General features: G+C 68.1%; 15 protein-coding genes and 1 rRNA gene. 8 read left to right on the forward strand and 8 right to left on the reverse strand.

The window, feature by feature from the left end; all coding sequences use genetic code 11:
- The first annotated feature begins 167 nt into the window (after positions 1 to 167).
- From rrf to FS845_RS26450, 5 genes are all read left to right on the forward strand, one after another.
- Positions 168 to 280 (forward strand): 5S ribosomal RNA (rrf, locus tag FS845_RS05865).
- 99 nt (positions 281 to 379) lie between these two features.
- Positions 380 to 874, forward strand: a complete 495-nt coding sequence (locus FS845_RS05870; RefSeq protein ID WP_144631352.1) for a YaiI/YqxD family protein — start codon at positions 380 to 382, stop codon at positions 872 to 874.
- Complete coding sequence (locus FS845_RS26445; protein ID WP_186332177.1) at positions 871 to 1,029, forward strand: hypothetical protein; 159 nt, start codon at positions 871 to 873, stop codon at positions 1,027 to 1,029. The genes FS845_RS05870 and FS845_RS26445 overlap by 4 nt, the downstream gene beginning before the upstream one ends.
- Positions 1,030 to 1,125: 96 nt before the next feature.
- On the forward strand, positions 1,126 to 2,109 hold the full coding sequence (locus FS845_RS05875) for a LysR substrate-binding domain-containing protein (RefSeq protein WP_144631354.1): 984 nt from the start codon (positions 1,126 to 1,128) through the stop codon (positions 2,107 to 2,109).
- A 380-nt stretch (positions 2,110 to 2,489) separates the two neighbouring features.
- Positions 2,490 to 2,627 carry a hypothetical protein gene (locus FS845_RS26450; protein ID WP_186332210.1) on the forward strand — a complete coding sequence of 46 codons (138 nt, stop codon included), beginning with the start codon at positions 2,490 to 2,492 and terminating at the stop codon, positions 2,625 to 2,627.
- Between the two features lie 158 nt (positions 2,628 to 2,785).
- Here the strand turns inward: FS845_RS26450 and FS845_RS05880 are convergent, their stop codons facing one another.
- The 5 genes from FS845_RS05880 to FS845_RS05900 form a co-directional block, all read right to left on the reverse strand.
- Positions 2,786 to 4,171, reverse strand: a complete 1,386-nt coding sequence (locus FS845_RS05880) for an MFS transporter (RefSeq protein ID WP_144631356.1) — start codon at positions 4,169 to 4,171, stop codon at positions 2,786 to 2,788.
- An 84-nt stretch (positions 4,172 to 4,255) separates the two neighbouring features.
- On the reverse strand, positions 4,256 to 5,983 hold the full coding sequence (locus tag FS845_RS05885; protein ID WP_144631359.1) for a hydantoinase B/oxoprolinase family protein: 1,728 nt from the start codon (positions 5,981 to 5,983) through the stop codon (positions 4,256 to 4,258).
- A gap of 2 nt (positions 5,984 to 5,985) precedes the next feature.
- Positions 5,986 to 8,097, reverse strand: a complete 2,112-nt coding sequence (locus tag FS845_RS05890) for a hydantoinase/oxoprolinase family protein (RefSeq protein ID WP_144631361.1) — start codon at positions 8,095 to 8,097, stop codon at positions 5,986 to 5,988.
- A gap of 405 nt (positions 8,098 to 8,502) precedes the next feature.
- Positions 8,503 to 8,961, reverse strand: a complete 459-nt coding sequence (locus FS845_RS05895; RefSeq protein WP_144631363.1) for a hypothetical protein — start codon at positions 8,959 to 8,961, stop codon at positions 8,503 to 8,505.
- A 25-nt stretch (positions 8,962 to 8,986) separates the two neighbouring features.
- On the reverse strand, positions 8,987 to 9,370 hold the full coding sequence (locus FS845_RS05900) for a hypothetical protein (RefSeq protein ID WP_144631365.1): 384 nt from the start codon (positions 9,368 to 9,370) through the stop codon (positions 8,987 to 8,989).
- 361 nt (positions 9,371 to 9,731) lie between these two features.
- Here FS845_RS05900 and FS845_RS05905 point away from each other — a divergent pair, with 361 nt between their 5' ends.
- From FS845_RS05905 to FS845_RS05915, 3 genes are read left to right on the forward strand one after another with little or no spacing between them, the layout of a single operon-like run.
- Positions 9,732 to 10,454 carry a gluconate 2-dehydrogenase subunit 3 family protein gene (locus FS845_RS05905; protein ID WP_260986181.1) on the forward strand — a complete coding sequence of 241 codons (723 nt, stop codon included), beginning with the start codon at positions 9,732 to 9,734 and terminating at the stop codon, positions 10,452 to 10,454.
- Positions 10,447 to 12,216 carry a GMC family oxidoreductase gene (locus FS845_RS05910; RefSeq protein ID WP_144631369.1) on the forward strand — a complete coding sequence of 590 codons (1,770 nt, stop codon included), beginning with the start codon at positions 10,447 to 10,449 and terminating at the stop codon, positions 12,214 to 12,216. The genes FS845_RS05905 and FS845_RS05910 overlap by 8 nt, the downstream gene beginning before the upstream one ends.
- Complete coding sequence (locus tag FS845_RS05915) at positions 12,216 to 13,148, forward strand: c-type cytochrome (protein ID WP_144631371.1); 933 nt, start codon at positions 12,216 to 12,218, stop codon at positions 13,146 to 13,148. Before FS845_RS05910 ends, FS845_RS05915 begins: the two co-directional genes overlap by 1 nt.
- 178 nt (positions 13,149 to 13,326) lie before the next feature.
- Here the strand turns inward: FS845_RS05915 and FS845_RS05920 are convergent, their stop codons facing one another.
- From FS845_RS05920 to FS845_RS05930, 3 genes are all read right to left on the reverse strand, one after another.
- Positions 13,327 to 14,625 (reverse strand): MFS transporter, encoded by a 1,299-nt coding sequence (locus tag FS845_RS05920; RefSeq protein WP_186332178.1) that lies wholly within the window; start codon positions 14,623 to 14,625, stop codon positions 13,327 to 13,329.
- A gap of 190 nt (positions 14,626 to 14,815) precedes the next feature.
- Entirely contained in the window at positions 14,816 to 15,796 is a 981-nt protein-coding gene (locus FS845_RS05925; RefSeq protein WP_144631375.1) for a threonine/serine dehydratase, read from the reverse strand.
- A gap of 22 nt (positions 15,797 to 15,818) precedes the next feature.
- The gene (locus FS845_RS05930) at positions 15,819 to 17,096 is read right to left on the reverse strand and encodes an MFS transporter (protein WP_144631377.1); all 1,278 of its coding nucleotides are present in this window, start codon (positions 17,094 to 17,096) and stop codon (positions 15,819 to 15,821) included.
- Between the last annotated feature and the right edge of the window lie 28 nt (positions 17,097 to 17,124).

Raw genomic sequence — 17,124 nt, forward strand, 5'->3', positions numbered from 1 at the left:
ACGCGGCGCCCTCGAGCGCGCCGCCCAAGGTGCTAACGCGCACCGTGCCGGCGAGAACGCCGTGCAACACAACCCCCCAAATACTTGCGTAGGTACCTCAACCGTACCGGCGTGCTTCTTCCTTCAGAGCTGTTGAACACACAGCGTCAACTGCTCGACCAGTTACGCCTGACGACCATAGCAAGGTGGTCCCACCCCTTCCCTTCCCGAACAGGACCGTGAAACGCCTTCGCGCCGATGATAGTGGATGTACATCTGTGAAAGTAGGTCATCGTCAGGCTCTTATCCCAAAACCCCGTAGACTCAATGTCTGCGGGGTTTTGCTTTTGCGGCAACGAAAAACGCTACAACCCTTCTTCCACTTCCCTTCTGGATGGCCATGCATATCTGGGTCGACGCCGACGCCTGCCCCGCCGTCATCAAGGACATCCTCTTTCGTGCCGCGCAGCGGTGGCAGGTGCCCCTTACCCTGGTGGCCAACCAGATGCTGCGTACGCCGCCGTCGCCGTTGATACGCGCGGTGCAGGTGCCCAGCGGCTTCGACGTGGCCGACGCCTATATCGCCAAGCACGCCGTCGCGGCGGACCTGGTCATCACGGGCGACATTCCCCTGGCCGCCGAGGTGCTGGGCAAAGGCGCGATGGCGTTGAATCCTCGAGGCGAGCGTTATTCGAACGAGACCATCCGCGAACGGCTGGCCGTGCGCGACATGATGGAAGAGCTGCGCGCCAGCGGCGTGCAGACAGGCGGTCCGGCGGCGTTCGGCCAGTCGGACAGGAAGGCTTTCGCAAACCAGCTGGACACGCTGTTGGCGCGCCAGGCGCGTTCGAACAACCTGGTGGGGAACGCATCGAAAAAAGGCGGCGATGCATGAGCACCTGGCGGCGCAAGGCTATCGAGGCCGTGCCGGAGCTTCGAGAAGCGGTGCGGCAATGGCGCGGGATCACGGCGCATCGTGCCGACGCACAGACGCTGGCCGCGCTGGAGGCCGCTTGCCAAGGCCGCATCAGGCACGCGCGAAACAGCTAGTCGATGCAATATGATTGAGCGCGCGCGAGGGCGAGCCACCGGCGCCCGGGTGTGCGACATCCGGAACGGCCCTCCGCATTGCAGGCCCCAGCATTCATGCGCTATCGACTTCCTCCTCTGAACACACTGCGGATCTTCGAAGCCGTGATGCGGCATGGCTCCATACGCCAGGCCGCCGGCGAGCTGTGCCTGACGCCGCAGGCCGTCAGCCAGCAGTTGAAGCACCTCGAATCGCATCTGGACCAGCAGTTGTTCCAGCGTGACGTCAGCAGCTTGAAACCGACGGCGGCGGCCCAGCAGTTCTACGTGCACGTGCGCGATGGGCTGGACCGCTTCGCCGACGGCGTGCAGGCCGTGCAGGTGTCGCCCGAGAAGCCGCACCTGTATCTCTACGTCAGCCCGTACTTCGCCACCGAATTCCTGGTGCCGCGGTTGGGGCTGTTCACGTCGTCGATGCCTGACCTGGATCTGCGCATGGCCGTGGGCGTGGAATTGATCGAGCTGGATGCCCAGGGCCTGGATGCCGCGATCCATTGGAACTATGGCGCGCCGCCCGGATACGAAGAGACGCCGTTGCTGGATGACTTGAAGGTGCTGGTGGCGACGCCCGCCTTGCTGACGCGGATGCCCGTGGCCGAGCCCAGGGATCTGCTGCGGCACAACGTGATCTCGTCGTTGGTGGAAAACACGATGTGGGAAGACACGTTGGATCTGCTGGGCGTGTCCGAGCGGCCGACGCAGTCCATCATGCGCCTGCATACGCATGCGGCGATGATGGAGGCCGTGCTGGCGGGGCTGGGGGTGGGTTTCCTGTCCTATGCCGACGCGGTGCGCCACGTCACTGCAGGACGCCTGGTGGCGCCCTTCGGCATGGACGTCCTGGAGCGGCTGCCGCGCGATCGCATGCCGCGTTTCAGCCTGTTGGTGAAGGCCAATCACCACTACTCGCCGGTATTGCAGCAGTTCACGCGGTGGCTGCTGGACGACGTGTGTACCGAGCAGGTCAGCGGCTACCCGTCGAGCTGCCGGATGCCGGCGGAACACGAGCAGGACGGCGGTGCAACCGCGCGTCAGGCCTGAGAGAAGCGCTGACCTCAGGTGAGCGCGAATCCGTCCTGCGATCAGGCTGCCGCGAGCGTGGGCAGATACGCAGGCAGACTTCACCAAGCTTTACGGTCGCGTCTGGGCGAATGCGCAAGGTCCTCACCAAGTCCGCTTCGAACCGGCCTACGACGGATACCGCGGCACCCATTTTTCAGGTGGCGATAAGGCTGACTGCATTGTCCGCGCACCATGGCGTCCGGACCCCTGCGCCGGACATGATCGGTCACCGATCAGGTGTTTCGAATCCATTACGCGATAGAACTCGGATGCGCGATCCAGGCCTAATCCTGACCTGCCGCGTCTGTCGACGCGGAGGAATGGACAGCAAGGAGTCCGCCATGTTCAGGACGATGATATTGATGGGCATAGTGGCCTGCACGATGAGCGGCTGCATCGTGGTGCCCGCCCGTCACGCTTACGAGCCGGCCCCGGTCTACTACCAGCCTTATTACTACCACCCGCACTACTACCACCGTTACTACTACGGCTATTGATCGCGAGCCCCCGCCGGCATCCGATGGCTATGAAAAAGGCCGCCGGCCGCGATCATCTATCGCTGGCGGGCGGCCTCATGACAGGCGCCCTCTATCATCCGATCCGCGGCACGAGCGGCGCGATGGCGTCAAGCGAGGTGTGCGTGAAGGCCGACCCCTCACTGCGCCCGCGCGGCGTCCCCCGGCATCGGCTGGCCGGTTCTGTCCCGGCTGTAGAGCAGCGCGACGATGCCCACCACGGCCCCGAACATCAGGTAGTACGCCGGCATGGTCGTATTGCCGGTGCGCTGGATCAGCCACGCGTTGAGCATCGGCGCGGTGCCCGCGAACAGGGCCACGGCCACGTTGTAGCTGAACGCCATGCCCGTGAACCGCACCCGCGTGTGGAACAGCGCCGGCACCGCCGCGAAGATGCAGCCCAGCAGCGCGGCCAGGCACAGGTTCAGCAGCAGCAGCGACACGACCTTGATCACGTAGCTGCCTTCGGCCAGCAGGTGAAAGCACGGGATGGCCAGCACCAGCACGCCGACGCTGCCCGCCAGCATGAGCCGCTTGCGCGAGATGCGGTCGGCGATGATGCCCATCACCGGGATCATGGCGATGAGAAACAACTGCGGTCCCAGGGACAGCAGGAAGCCGGCCGATTCCTTCATGGCCAGGGCGCTGGACAGGTAGGTCGGGATGTAGGTGGTGACCGTGTACAGCGTGATGTTGGTGACGATGATGAAGCCGCACGATTGCAGCAGCTCGGCGCGGTGGGTGGAGAACAGTTCGCTCCACGTGGCCTGGGGGTGCGCCTTCTTGCTGGCGCGCACGGCTTCGAAGGCCGGAGTTTCTTCGAGCTTGTCGCGGATGTACAGGCCGATGGCGCCCAGCGGCAGCGCCAGCAGGAATGGGATGCGCCAGGCCCATTCGGTGATCTGTTCCACGCTGAAGATGGCCGTCAGCACGGTAGTGATGGTGGCGCCGAACGCGAAGCCGCTGATGCAGCCGACCTCGATCCAGCTGGTGATGGCGGTGCGGCGCTTGTCGGAACAATATTCGGCCACGAAGATGGCGGCGCCGCTGCCTTCGCCGCCCGCCGAGATGCCCTGCAGCAGGCGCAGCAGCACCAACAGGATGGGCGCGGCGACGCCGATGGTGGCGTATGACGGGATCAGGCCGATGGCGAAGGTGGACACGGCCATCATCAGGATGGTGACGGTGAGCACGCGCTTGCGGCCGAAGCGGTCGCCGATGGGGCCGAAGATGACGCCGCCGAACGGCCGGGCAAAAAAGGCCACGGCGAACGCCGCCAGCGAGGCGATCAGCTGCATGCCGGGTTCGGTGGATGGGAAGAACACGCGGCCCAGCACGCTGGCCAGGTAGCCGTATACCGAGAACTCGAACCATTCGACGAAGCTGCCCACCACCGAGGCCAGCACGACCTTGTTCAGTTCCTTCTTGCCCACGGCGCGCGGCGCGGCGGCGGGGCCGCCGTCCCCGCCATGGGCCGCGCGGTCGCGATCGATCGCCACGGTTGCTTGCATTGCGTTGGTGCTCATCGTATTACCCCTTGGATTATGTCCGCCGCATCCGAAGTTCGCCTGGGGATGCGGCGCCGGGTACTGCCCCGGTCTCAAGCATGCTCAGTCGAATGCGTGGGGATAGTCGCGCCGCGCCTGCTCCTCGGAGATGTAGCCGTACGCGACGTCGCGCCTGACCTGTTCGGTCGGGCGGTCGACGGCCTGGCCATAGCCGCCGCCGCCGGGCAGGTCCAGCACCAGGCGCCTGCCTTCGGGAATGCGCTGCGTGCCCTTGGCCTTCATGACCGTACCGTCGTCCATGCCGACCTTGCCGGCCGCGCCGTTGCCTCCGCCGAGGTGGCCGCGCGCCGGAAAATCCACGCGGTCGAACATGGCGTTCAGCGAGAAGTGATAGCCCTCGTGCGCGCCGATCTCGATGCGCTGGCCCAGGCCGCCGCGCCAGCGTCCGGCGCCGCCGGAGTCGGGCCGCAGTTCCTTGCGCCAGATGACGATGGGGCCGATGCTTTCGGTCACCTCGGCGGACATGCTGTGCACGCCGCTGGGGAACGCGGTGGCGCTCAGGCCGTCGCTGGCCGGGCGTGCGCCGGTGCCGCCGGTATTGAAGATCAGCATCTCGTGGCGCGACTGGCTGTTGTCGGCGCGCGTGCCCTGGAATTTCATCTGCAGGTTCCACAGGGCGCTGGCGCCCTCGGCCGGGACCAGATCGGGCTTGTAGGCTTGCAGCGCGCCCAGCACGACGTCGGGGATCAGGTGGCCCAGCACGTGGCGCACGGCGACGGGCGCGGGACGCGGCGCATTCAGGATGCAGCCCTCGGGCGCGCTGATCTCGAAGGGGCGCAGCGAAGCCCAGTTGTTGGGAATGGCGGGCGCGATGGCGCACTTCAGCGCATAGCACGCGTAGGCCTTGGTGTAGGTCAGCGGCACGTTGATGCCGTAGCGGCTGGGGCCCGAGGTGCCGTCGAAGTCGGCGTACAGCGTGCCGTCCTGCGACCTGACCTTCACGCGCAGGTCGATGGGCGCTTCGTAGCCGTCCACGCGCATTTCGTAGGCGTTGTCGCCGGCGGGCAGGGCGGCGATGCGCTCGCGCGTGGCGCGTTCGCTGTGGCTGAAAATGAACTCTGCCAGTTCCTGCAGGTCGGCCAGGCCGAACTCGTCCATCATGCCTTCGAGGCGGCGGCGGCCGGTGTCGTTGCAGGCCACCAGGGAATGGAAGTCGCCGATCACCTGGTCCTGCTCGCGGACGTTGTTGCGCAGGATCTCGATCAGGTCCTCGTTGAGCTGCCCCGCCTTGTAGAACTTCATCAGCGGGATGCAGATGCCCTCTTCGTAGACCTCGGTGGCGTCGGGGCCGAAGCCGCGGCCGCCGATGTCGACGACGTGGGCGGTGGACGCGAAGTAGGCGATCAGCCTGGGCGCCTTGCCTGCGGCAGGCGCACGGAACACCGGCGTGACCATGGTGATGTCGTGCAGGTGGCCGGTGCCCATCCAGGGGTCGTTGGTGACCAGCACGTCGCCGGGCGCAAGCTTGCCGCTGAACCTGGCCACGAAGTGGCCCACGGACTCGGCCATGGAATTGACGTGGCCGGGCGTGCCGGTAACGGCCTGGGCGATCATGCGGCCCTGCGCGTCGAAGACGCCGGCCGACAGGTCGCCGGCCTCGCGCACGCTGGTGCAGAAGGCGGTGCGCACCAGGGTGACGGCCTGTTCCTCGACGACCGCGATCAGGCGGTTCCACATGATCTGTTCGCGGACGCGGATGGTTTCGCTGCCGGCCGCGGCAGCCGCCTCGTGAGAAGCGGCGGGCGTGCCGCGCGTGGGGGATGTTGCCATGCTCAGGCTCCCTTCGAGGAATTGCGTTGGATCAGCAGGCAGCCATCCTGCTGCAGGACCAGGCCGTACCCGGGGCTGACGTACGACGAGGTCTCTTTCTCGGTGACGATCAGCGGGCCGTCCAGGCGCAGGTCGCGCGGCAGGCTGGCGCGGTCGTAGATGGCGCACTCCAGGAATTCGCCGCGTTTGGCGTCGAAGACCTCGCGCGTGGCGATGGGAGGGCACTGCTGGCGCGTGGCCACGCCCTTGCTGTCGTCGGCGTGGACGCGTTCGGGAGGCGCCACGTCGCTGCGCAGCGACAGCGCCCAGCTGACCACTTCGATGTCCAGGCCTTCGACTTCGTGGCCGAACAGCTGCGTGTAGGCCTGCGTGAAGTTGGCGCGCAGGGTGCGCAGCGCGGCGTCGTCGATCTCGCCGTCCGGCGCGTCCACGGGGATCTCCCAGCCCTGGCCCGCGTAACGCATGTAGGCGCGCAGTTCGCGCACGGTCTGGCCGCGGTGGCCGGTCTCCTGCACGAAGCCCGAGACCTCTTCGTTCATCTCGGCGATCATCGCATTGACCAGGCCGGTGTCGAAGCGCGACAGGCGCATCACGGCGCTGCGCAGCGACTCGTAGCCGAAGGGTGCCTGCAGGAAGCCGATGGCCGAGCCCACGCCGGCGCCCGGCGGCACGATCAGGCGGTCGATGCCCAGCTTCTCGCACAGACGCGCGGCATGCAGCGGGGCGGCGCCGCCGTAGGCGATCATGGTGAACTCGGTCAGGTCGCGGCCGTTCTCCACGGCGTGCATGCGCGCGGCGTTGGACATGTTCTCGTCCACCATTTCGGCCACCGCGTAGGCGCCCTGCACCGGCGTGCCCTGCAGCGGATCGGCCACGTGGCGGCGCATGGCGGTCTGCGAGGCCTCGGTGTCCAGCGTGATGGAGCCGCCCGCGAAGCGCTTGGGATCGAGCTTGGCCAGGATCAGGTCGGCATCGGTGACGGTGGGGTGCTGGCCGCCGCGGCCGTAGCAGGCGGGGCCCGGTTCCGAGCCCGCGCTTTCTGGGCCCACGCGCACCTGCTTCAGGTCGTCCACGTGGGCGATGGAGCCGCCGCCCGCGCCGATCTCGACCATCTCGATGACGGGAATCGAGATGGGCATGCCGCTGCCCTTTTTGAAGCGGTAGGTGCGCGCCACCTCGAAGGTGCGGGCTGTCTTCGGATGCAGGTCCTCGATCAGGCAGATCTTGGCGGTGGTGCCGCCCATGTCGAAGGACAGCACGCGTTCCATGCCGTAGCGCGCGGCGACGTGGCTGGCGTAGATGGCGCCGCCGGCCGGGCCCGATTCGAGCAGGCGCACGGGGAATTCCGCGGCACTGGACAGCGACATCAGGCCACCGCCGGAATGGATCATGTACAGCGGGCAGCGCATGCCTTCGGCGGCCAGCGCGTCGGCCAGGCGGTTCAGGTACGAGGACATCAGCGGCTTCACGTAGGCATTGGCGCACACGGTGTTGAAGCGCTCGAACTCGCGTATCTGCGGCGAGACTTCGCAGGAGATCGACACGGACACGTCGGGCAGGGCGCGCTGCAGGCGCTCGCGCACGGCGCGTTCGTGCGTGCCGTTGCGGTAGCTGTGCATCAGGCCCACGGCCACGCTGGTGAAGCCGCCTGCGCGGATCGTCTCGATGACGCGGTCCAGGCCGGGCAGGTCCAGCGGCACCAGTTCATTGCCGCTGGCGTCCAGGCGGCCCGCCACGGGGAAGCGGTCACTGCGGGGAATCAGCGGCGCGGGCAGCTGGATGGCCAGGTCGTACTGCTCGAAGCGCCCTTCATGGCGCATCTCGATCACGTCGCGGAAACCCTCGCTGGTGATGAAGGCGGTCCTGGCGCCGCGCCGCTCGATCAGGGCATTCGTGGCCAGCGTGGTGCCGTGCACGACCGAGCCGATGACGGACGGTGCGATGCCGGCTTCCTCGGCGGCGAATTTCAGGCCCTGCACGATGGCGCGCTCGGGTTTCTGGTAGTCGGTCAGGACCTTGGCGGTATACAAGCGTCCTTCGTATTCCAGTGCGATGTCGGTGAACGTGCCGCCGATGTCTGCGCCGGCCCTGCATGCGGACTGCGTAGCTGTCATGGTGTGCCGTGTCTGATGAGTCTGGGTGGATGGCGCGGCGGCGAGCGCGGCGCGGGCGTCCACGGGCCAGGTCATCATGGGCCGCGCCCGGGGGGCTGACAAACAAGTATTGCGTGGCCCGGGGCAAGTTGGGCTGATCCGGCAATTACCCTGATAGGGTTAACCACGGGCCTGGGATGTCTCCCGGGCGCGGGTGAGGGCGGTGGGTGCGAGCCGCGTACCGGGGGATGCCGCAGTGAGGTCCGGGCGAGCGCTGCTTGCCCGGACCCTGCCGTGATCGCCGATGGAAAAAGCCCGCGTCATGCGCGGGCCGGATGTTGGTATCCAGCCGGTTGCCATATGGCCAGCGCGGCCGCCCGGGCGCAGCGGCGGGACGAACCGAGGCGCCCGGCTTCGAGGACGGGCTCAGCGGTGGACCGGCGGAGCGCTGGATCCAGAGGTCGTTCCAGCCGGCTTCTCCTGCTGCTCCTTGCGTTCGATGTCCTGCTGGGTGGCCTCGTTATTGTTCGACTTTTGAGGCTTGTCCTCGACCTTCGAGGCGGGCGCCATGCGATCGCCGGGGTTTTTTGCACCGTTTTGTAGATTTTGCCCGGCCGCGCCGCCGCCGTTCTGGGGCGGTTCGGTCATGTGGCGTTCGGGCGGGGTACTTTGGTGCGGCGTTTCCTGGGCCTGGGCCAAGCCAGCGGCGGCGGCGGCCAGGACACAGGCGGCCAGAACCGAAGCACGGCGGCGCAGCGGCAGGCGCAAGGCTATCGTCGGGCGGGAACTCATGGCAAAAGCTCCTTTTTGGTCATTGACGTTCAGGAAACAGCAAGCCGCGTGCCGCGAGCGCAAGCGGCGTGCCCGATCGGTGCCGAGGTTCATCGCCAGGGCAATCGTCCCAGCGAGATCAGCGGCGATGGTCGGCGCTGCCTCCCGAGCCCGAAGTCGCGCCGGCGCCCGGCATGCCGGCGTTGCCGGTGGAGCCGGCGGTGCTGCCAGAGGGTCCCTTGCCGCCGCGTGATTCGGTGCCGCTATCGTCCCCAGCCTTTCCATTGCGCTTCACCTCGGAGGCGGGCGCATTGCGGTCGGCGGGCGATTTTTCAATGTTCTGCACTTTAGGGTCGGTGTCGGGTTGGCCCGGCCGCGGCGGCTGCGGCGTAGTGGAGGCCGGCGTATGGCCGCTGGGCTGCTGCGCATGGGCGCCGCCTGCCAGCGCCGCGCAGGCGATCGCCCCGGCCAGCAGGGCGTGGCGGGGACGGAATGAGGGGATTCCGAGGGATTCGTAAGCCATGGGGTCCTCCTGCCTGGAAGCGTTTTGCGTTGCCTTCATGTCGCAAATGCCATGCCGGGCTCGCCACTTGCTCCACGCATTTCCCCGCGAAGCCCGGCGGCGGTTGTGAGTCGCCTTCCATCGCAACCCATTGGGGGCCGGCCTGTTGCCTGCTCCACAACCGGAGCCCATGTACATGGACGATTCCTCCGTCCGGGGCCGGCGGGGCCTGTTGAAGGCCATCACGCTTGGCGTACCCGGCGCATTGCTTGCCAGGGGACACGGTGCCGCCGCGCAACCCGCGCCCGCTGGCGCGCCCGGTGCGTCGGCGCCGCCCGCGCAAGCCCCTGCCGCCAATGATGCCCGCATGCCCGGAAGCGGCATGCCTGCCGCGACCCAGGCCAATACCCGCACGCTGAAGTTCTTCAATCAGCAGGAAGCCCAGGCCGTGGACGCGCTGGTGGCGCGTCTGATTCCCGCGGACGACCTGGGGCCCGGCGCCAAGGAGGCGGGGGTGACGACGTTCCTGGACGAGCAGTTGGCCGGCGCCTGGGGCGCGGGCGATCAGCTGTATCGACAGGGGCCGTTCGAGGCGGGCACGCCGGAGCAGGGTTACCAGCTGTCGTTCACGCCGGCGGAAATGTTCCGGCGCGGACTGGCCGAGCTGGATGCGGCCGTGCGCAAGCAGGACGGCAAGCCGTTTGCCGAATTGAGCGCGGACCAGCAGGACGACTGGCTGGCAAAGATGCAGGCGGGCAAGGTGGATTTCTCGCCCTTGCCGGCGCCGGTGTTCTTCCAGGCGCTGCTGGACGGCACGGTCGAAGGCTTCTTCTCGGACCCCATGTACGGCGGCAACGCCGGCATGGTGGGATGGAAGCTGGTGGGCTTTCCCGGCGCCTATGCCAGTTTCTCGAACGACATCGAGCGGCATGGCGTGATCTGGGCGGGCGAACCGGTGTCGATCGCGATGGCCAAGCCGCATCAGATGGAGCCGGCGCATCGGCATGGAGCGCCGCAGCAGCCGGGCAGCGTTGCGCCCCCTGGCAAGGCGCCGGCCAGCAGTGCGCCCGCCGGCACCCCCGCCAAGGAGGCCTCTCATGGCTGAGAACCTGCCCAAGGTCGACGTGGCCATCATCGGCGGCGGCTGGACCGGCGCGATCATCGGCAAGGAGCTGGCCGCGGCCGGGCAGCGCGTGGTGATCCTGGAGCGCGGCGAGGCGCGCTGGCCCTCGCCGGATTTCCAGGGCCCGAACGTGCACGACGAGCTGAAGTACACGCGCCGCCACGCACTGCACCAGAACGCCGCCACCGAGACCTTCACGTTCCGCAACAACACGCAGCAGAAGGCGCTGCCGATGCGGCGCTGGCAGTTCGCGTATCCGGGCACGCACCTGGGCGGCGCGGGCAACCACTGGTCGGGGGCGTACTACCGCTTCGATCCCACCGATTTCAATCTGCGCAGCCACTACAACGAGCGCTACGGCAAGGGCATCTTCGACGATGACCTGATGAGCCGGGACTGGCCGCTGAACTACGACGAACTGGAGCCTTATTTCGACCGCTTCGATTACCTGGTGGGCGCATCGGGACAGGCCGGCAACATCAAGGGGCAGAAGCAGGAGGGCGGCAATCCGTTCGAGCCGTGGCGGTCGCGGCCCTATCCGAATCCGCCGATGAAGGTGCCGTACGCGCCTGCGCTGTTCGGCGAGGCGGCGCGCAGGCTGGGCTATCACCCCTATGTGCAACCGTCGGCGCTGTGCACGCGGCCCTACGTGAACAACGAAGGCCTGCACATGAGCGCCTGTGTGTATTGCGGCTTCTGTTCGAACTTCGGCTGCGAGCATTTCGCCAAGGCTTCGCCGCAGGTCTGTATCCTGCCGGTGGCGATGAAGCTGGACACCTTCGAACTGCGCACCGGCGCCCACGTGCTGCGCGTGGAGCTGACGGAAGACAAGAAGCACGCGCGAGGCGTGACGTACGTGGACGCCGCGGGCAAGGAAATCTTCCAGCCGGCCGACACCGTGGTGCTCTGCGCGTTCGGCATCAACAACGTCCGCCTGCTGCTGCTCTCTCAGATCGGCAAGCCCTACGATCCCGAGACCAATACCGGCGTGGTCGGGCGCAACTACACGCACCAGACTACGTCGGGCGTGAACCTGTTCTTCGACGAGTCGGTGAACATCAATCCATTCATGGGCGCGGGCGCCGTGGCCGTGACGATGGACGACTTCAGCGCCGACAACTTCGACCACGGGCCACACAAGTTCGTGGGCGGCGGCTATCTGCAGATCCAGGTGGTCAGCGGCGCGCCCATCGGCTACCACCCCACGCCCAAGGGCACGCCGGCCTGGGGTTCGGCCTGGAAGAAGGCCGTGCAGCGCTACTACAACCATTCGGCGTCGATCACCATCACCGGTTCGGCGCAGCCCACGCGGGGCACGAACCTCAGCCTGGACCCGACGTACAAGGACGCCTGGGGCCAGCCGCTGTTGCGCGTGACGTATGACTTCCCGGACAACGACATCCGGCTGTCGGCGTTCCTGACGGAGAAGGGCGACGAGATCGGCCGCGCGATGCGCGGCGTGGTCGCCACCGAACCGGGGCCGCGCAAGAAGCCGTTCACCGCGACGGCCTACCAGTCGACCCACCTGACCGGCGGCGCCATCATGGGGGACGACCCGCAGACCAGCGTGGTGAACCGCTTCGGGCAGGTCTGGGACGTGCCCAACGTGTTCGTGACGGGGGCGGCGCTGTTTCCCCAGAACTCCAACTACAACCCGACCGCCACGGTGGGGGCGACGGCGTACTGGATCGTCGAGAAAATCAAGGCGGACTATCTGCGTTCGCCGGGACCCTTGGTGACGTGATGCGCAAGACGAACTCGGGTATCGGGCTGGTGCTGGCGCTGGCCGTGGGCGTGCCCGTCGTCACGCTGGTGGCGACGTGGCATCAGATGGGCAACTTCGGCGGCGACAGCATCATCCGCGGCACCGAGGTGAAGGCGCCGCCGCCGTCGGCGCGGACCGCCGCCGCGGCCCAGAATCAGCAGGGGCAGCCCGGCGTGCCGGCCAGCCAGGCCACGCCGGCCGTGGGCGGTGATCCCGCCACGCCGCCGGCCAGCGGCAGCCAGTCGGCGCCCCGGCCGCAGGCCGCGCAGCCCGAGCCTGGCCGCAGCGCGCTGGATTTCACGGCGTTCAAACCCTCGTGGCAGGAGCCCTTGCAGAAGGCCGACCCCAAGGCCGGCGCGCAACTGGCCAGCGCCGGCCGTCCGCAGGGCGGCGTGCAGGCCTGCGTGGCCTGCCATGGGCAGCAGGGCGTGTCGCCGGCGGGCGGCAATTTTCCCAACCTGGCGGGCCTGAAGGCGGAGTATCTGGCCAAGCAATTGACGGACTATCACGACGGCAAGCGCAACCATCCGTTGATGAGCATGATCGCCAAGGGCCTGACGCCGGAAGAGATCGGGCAGCTGGCACGCTACTACGCCTCGCTGCCCGCGCCGCCGGTGCAGGCGGCGGCGGGACCGGAGTCGGCGCGCACGCTGGACGCGTTGGGCGACAACGGCCGCGCGCTGCCGGCCTGTGCCAACTGCCACGGGCTGCAGGGCCGTGGGGAAGGGCCGCTGCTGCCCAGGCTGGCGGGGCAGCCGAAGGGATACTTCATCGACCAGATGAACGCGTTCCGCGGCGGGCAGCGCGCCAACGACGACGTGGGCGTGATGCGCGCCTTCGCGCAGCGGCTGACGGCGCAGGAGATCGAGGCGCTGGGCGAGTACTACGCGGGGGCGGCGCGGCAGCAGTGACGCGGGGGCGCATACGGGACCGCATCTGGGCCCGGATGCGCCCGCGCCGGCCTCGAGTGTCGGCGGCCGGCCCCGATGCCCGGGCGCTGCCTTGCCGCATGGCCCGTCGCGGCTGGACGCGGCTGCCTCGGCCTCATGCCGCCGCGGACACTGCCTCGGCAATGTCGACCCGCCCCGATCAACGCATGTCGAACCGCCGCTTCGCGATGATCAGCGCGAAGATGCTGCAGGCCGCGCACACCACCAGATACAGGCCGGGCGGATACGGCAACTCGTTCTGCCGCAGGACTTCGACGAGGATGGGCGCGAGCGTGCCGAATACGGCCGCCGTCAATGAATAGGTCAGCGAGACGCCCAGCGTGCGTACCGGGGTGGGGAACATCTCGGCCAGGAACGCGGGCAGCGCGCCCAGGTAGCCGGCCAGCAGGAGGGCCAGGATGAACTGCGCCAGCAGCAGCGATCCCGCCGTACCCGCGTAGGCCGGCAACTGATGCAGCGGGAAGATCAGCACCGCCATAGCGGCGGCGCTGATCGCCATGACGGGCACGCGGCCGACGCGGTCGGACAGCGCGCCCATGCAGGGGCCGACGATCAGCAGGGTCAGCCCTGACACCTGCGCGGAAAGAATCGTGTAGCTGACGGGCAGGGCCATGTCGATCCTTGCCATGATGGGCAGCATCATGGCGACGAAGCCCGCCGCGGTCGCCGCGAGTACGGCGACGCAGGCCAGCACCAGGCGCAGGCCGTTGCGTGCGAACAGGTCGATGAAGGGCCGCGCGGGCGGTTCCTGGCCGCGGAAGGGCGGCGTTTCCTCGCATTGGTCGTGTAAATACCAGGCCACCAGGGCCAGCACGATGCCGAAGGCGAGCGTGATCCGCCAGCCCCAGTCTTGCATGGCGGTCTCGGACAGCATCGGCGACAGGGACCAGCCCATGCCCCCGGCCAGCAGCGCGGTCACCCCCTGGCTGGTCAGCTGCCAGCTGGCGAACAGGCCGCGATGCGTGCGGGTCTGCTCGGCGACGTAGGTGATGCTGCAACCGATCTGGCCGCCCTGCGCGAAGCTGTGCAGCACCAGGGCGGCGGCGACGCCGATGGGCGCTGCCATGCCGATCTGGTCGTAGGTGGGCATGACGACGATCAGCGCGGTGCCCAGTGCCGTCAGTCCGAAGGACAGGGCCAGCGCCGGGCGGCGGCCCACGCGATCGGCCATCAGGCCCAGCACGAGAGCTCCGAGCGGGCGCACCAGCATCGTGGAGGAGAAGAAGATGGCCATGTGGCCCATCCCCTCGCTCGACGAGACGAAGGGCGCGAACGCATCCATGAGGGCCGACGAGAACAGGCCGTAGATGAGCGCGTTGTACCAGACCAGCGTGCTGCCCAGGCTGGCGGTGGCAATGGCCAGCGCTTGCGCGGGCGTGGTGTCGTCCGTGCGGCGCGGTCGGGCGGGACTGCGAGGTGCCGAGGCTGTGGCGGTCATGAAGCGGGAGTCCGGAAGGGCGCGCGGTTGCGGGAGGCCTTTCATGCATCGAATCCGGACGCATCTTAGTGGCTTTGGCCCCGCGGCCGTGTGGCGTCATGCGCCTTCTGGTAACGAACGTTGACGCGATGCTTCGCCAGCCGCGCGACGCGGCGCGGCCCGCCGGGGCCTGCGCGACCTCGTTCGCGCTTTACACGCCCAAGTGCTTCGCCAGCGTGGCCGGGTCGGTGTTGGTGCCGCACAGCAGCACGCCCACGCGCTTGCCGGCCAGTTCGGTTTTCAGCGGGCCCACCAGGCCAGCGGTGGCGGTGGCGCAGGCCGGTTCCACGGCCAGCTTCAGCTGGTCGAACAGCAGGCGCATCGCATCGCGGATCGCGTCGTCGCTGACCTTCACCAGCCGGTCCACGTTGCGGCGGCACAGGTCGTAGCCGTATTGCTCGGTGTGCGGGGCCATCAGGCTATCGGCGATGCTCTGCATCGCGCCCATCTTGATGGGGCCGCCGGCCGCGAAGCTCTGGTGCATGGCATCGGCGCCTTCGGGTTCGACGCCGTAGACCTGGCAGCGCGGCGCGATCAGCTTGACGGCCGTGGAGACGCCGGCCATGAGGCCGCCGCCGCCGATGGGCACGATGACGGCGTCCAGTTCGCCCGCCTGCTCCAGCCATTCCTCGCCCAGCGTGGCGGTGCCCAGCACGGTGCGGTAGCCGTTGAACGGATGCACGAAGAACCGGCCTTCCTCGGCCTCGATGCGGCGCACGGTTTCGAACGCCGTCTGGCCGTTCTCGGCCAGCACGACCTCGGCGCCGTACTGGTGGCACAGCGCCACGCGTGCCGGGCTGGCGGTCTTGATCATGACCACCTTGGCCGACACGCCCAGCCGCATGGCGGCGTAGGCCACGGCCACGGCGTGGTTGCCGGCCGACACGCACGTCACGCCCGCGGCGCGGCGGGCCTCGTCCAGGGCCAGGATGTTCGAGAACGCGCCGCGCGCCTTGAAGGTGCCGCTGGCCTGCAGCAGCTCGAACTTGAAGTTCAGGCGCGTGCCGGGCACGGGCTCGAAGTCGTCGCGTTCCAGCGTGGGCGTGGTGCGCACCCAAGGCTGCAGCTGCTGGCGCAGCGCCGTGATGGCGGCGCGGTCGGGTTGGGTGGTGGTGTCGTAGGGGGTGGTCATGGGTACAACTGCTCCAGGGGGTTCAGCGCAGGCCCAGCCGGCCGCGCACGCCCGCCAGGGCGGCGATGCTGATCACGGCGGCGAAGATCAGATAGAAGCTGGGCGCGTAGGGATTGCCGGTGGCGGAGATCAGCCAGGTGATGATGAAGGGCGCGAAGCCGCCGAAGATGGTCACGGCGATACTGTAGGCCAGCGACATGCCCGTGGTGCGCGTGCGCGTTGGGAACAGGTCGCTGAGCAGCGCCGGCAGCGCGCCGAAGTAGCCCGACAGCAGCACGCCGATGACGATCTGCACCGCGATCATGGTGCCGAAGGTGGGCGACTGCGCCAGGAAGTGCAGCAGCGGATAGATCAGCACGCCGAACAGCACGGCCGAGGCCAGCATGATGCCGGTGCGGCCATGCTTGTCGGACCAATGCCCGACCATGGGCGCGCAGATGAACTGCACGATGCCGGTGACCAGCGTGGCCGCGAAGGCCGCGGATTGCGGGATCTTCAGCGTCTTGACCGCGTAGGTCGGCATGTACAGCACCAGGTACGTCGCCACGGTGCCCAGCACGACGGTGCCGATGGCCAGCAGCAGGCGCAGGCGGTGCTGCGAGAACGTGTCGGACAGCGGCGTTTCGTTGGGGCCGGCGGCCAGGAAGTCGGGCGTCTCGTCGATGCGGGTGCGGATGTAATAGGCCACCGGCCCGATCAAGAGACCGAAGAAGAACGGGATGCGCCAGCCCCAGCTCTGCAGCTGTTCCGGCGTCAGGTACTGCGTGAGGCCCGCGCCGAAGCCCGCGGCCAGCAGCGTGGTCAGGCCCTGGCTGGCGACCTGCCAGCTGGCGAAGAAGCCGCGCCGGTTGGGCGTGTGCTCGGCCAGGAAGGCGGTGGCGCTGCCGAACTCGCCGCCCGCCGAAAAGCCCTGGATCATGCGCGCGACGACGATGCCGATGGGCGCCCAGATGCCGATGGCCGAGTAGGTGGGCATGACGGCGATCAGCAGCGTGCCGATCATCATCAGCACGATGGACAGCGTCAGCGTGGCGCGGCGCCCGACGCGGTCGGCATACACGCCCAGCACCAGCGCGCCCAGCGGCCGCATGAAGAACGACACGCCGAAGGTGCCCAGCGTCAGCAGCAGCGAGACGGTGTCGTCGTCCGTCGGGAAGAACAGCTTGGCGATGGTGACGGCGAAGAAGCCGTAGACCACCAGGTCGAACCATTCCAGCGCGTTGCCGATGGAGGCCGAGGCGATGATGCGGGTGGACGACGGCGGCTTCCTGCCGTGGGCCGTGAGGGTGGCGGTGTTCATGTGATTATTGTTTCCCCGTGGGAGCGCG

The sequence above is a fragment of the Bordetella genomosp. 13 genome, assembly GCF_007679965.1.
Taxonomy (GTDB): Bacteria; Pseudomonadota; Gammaproteobacteria; order Burkholderiales; family Burkholderiaceae_B; genus Bordetella.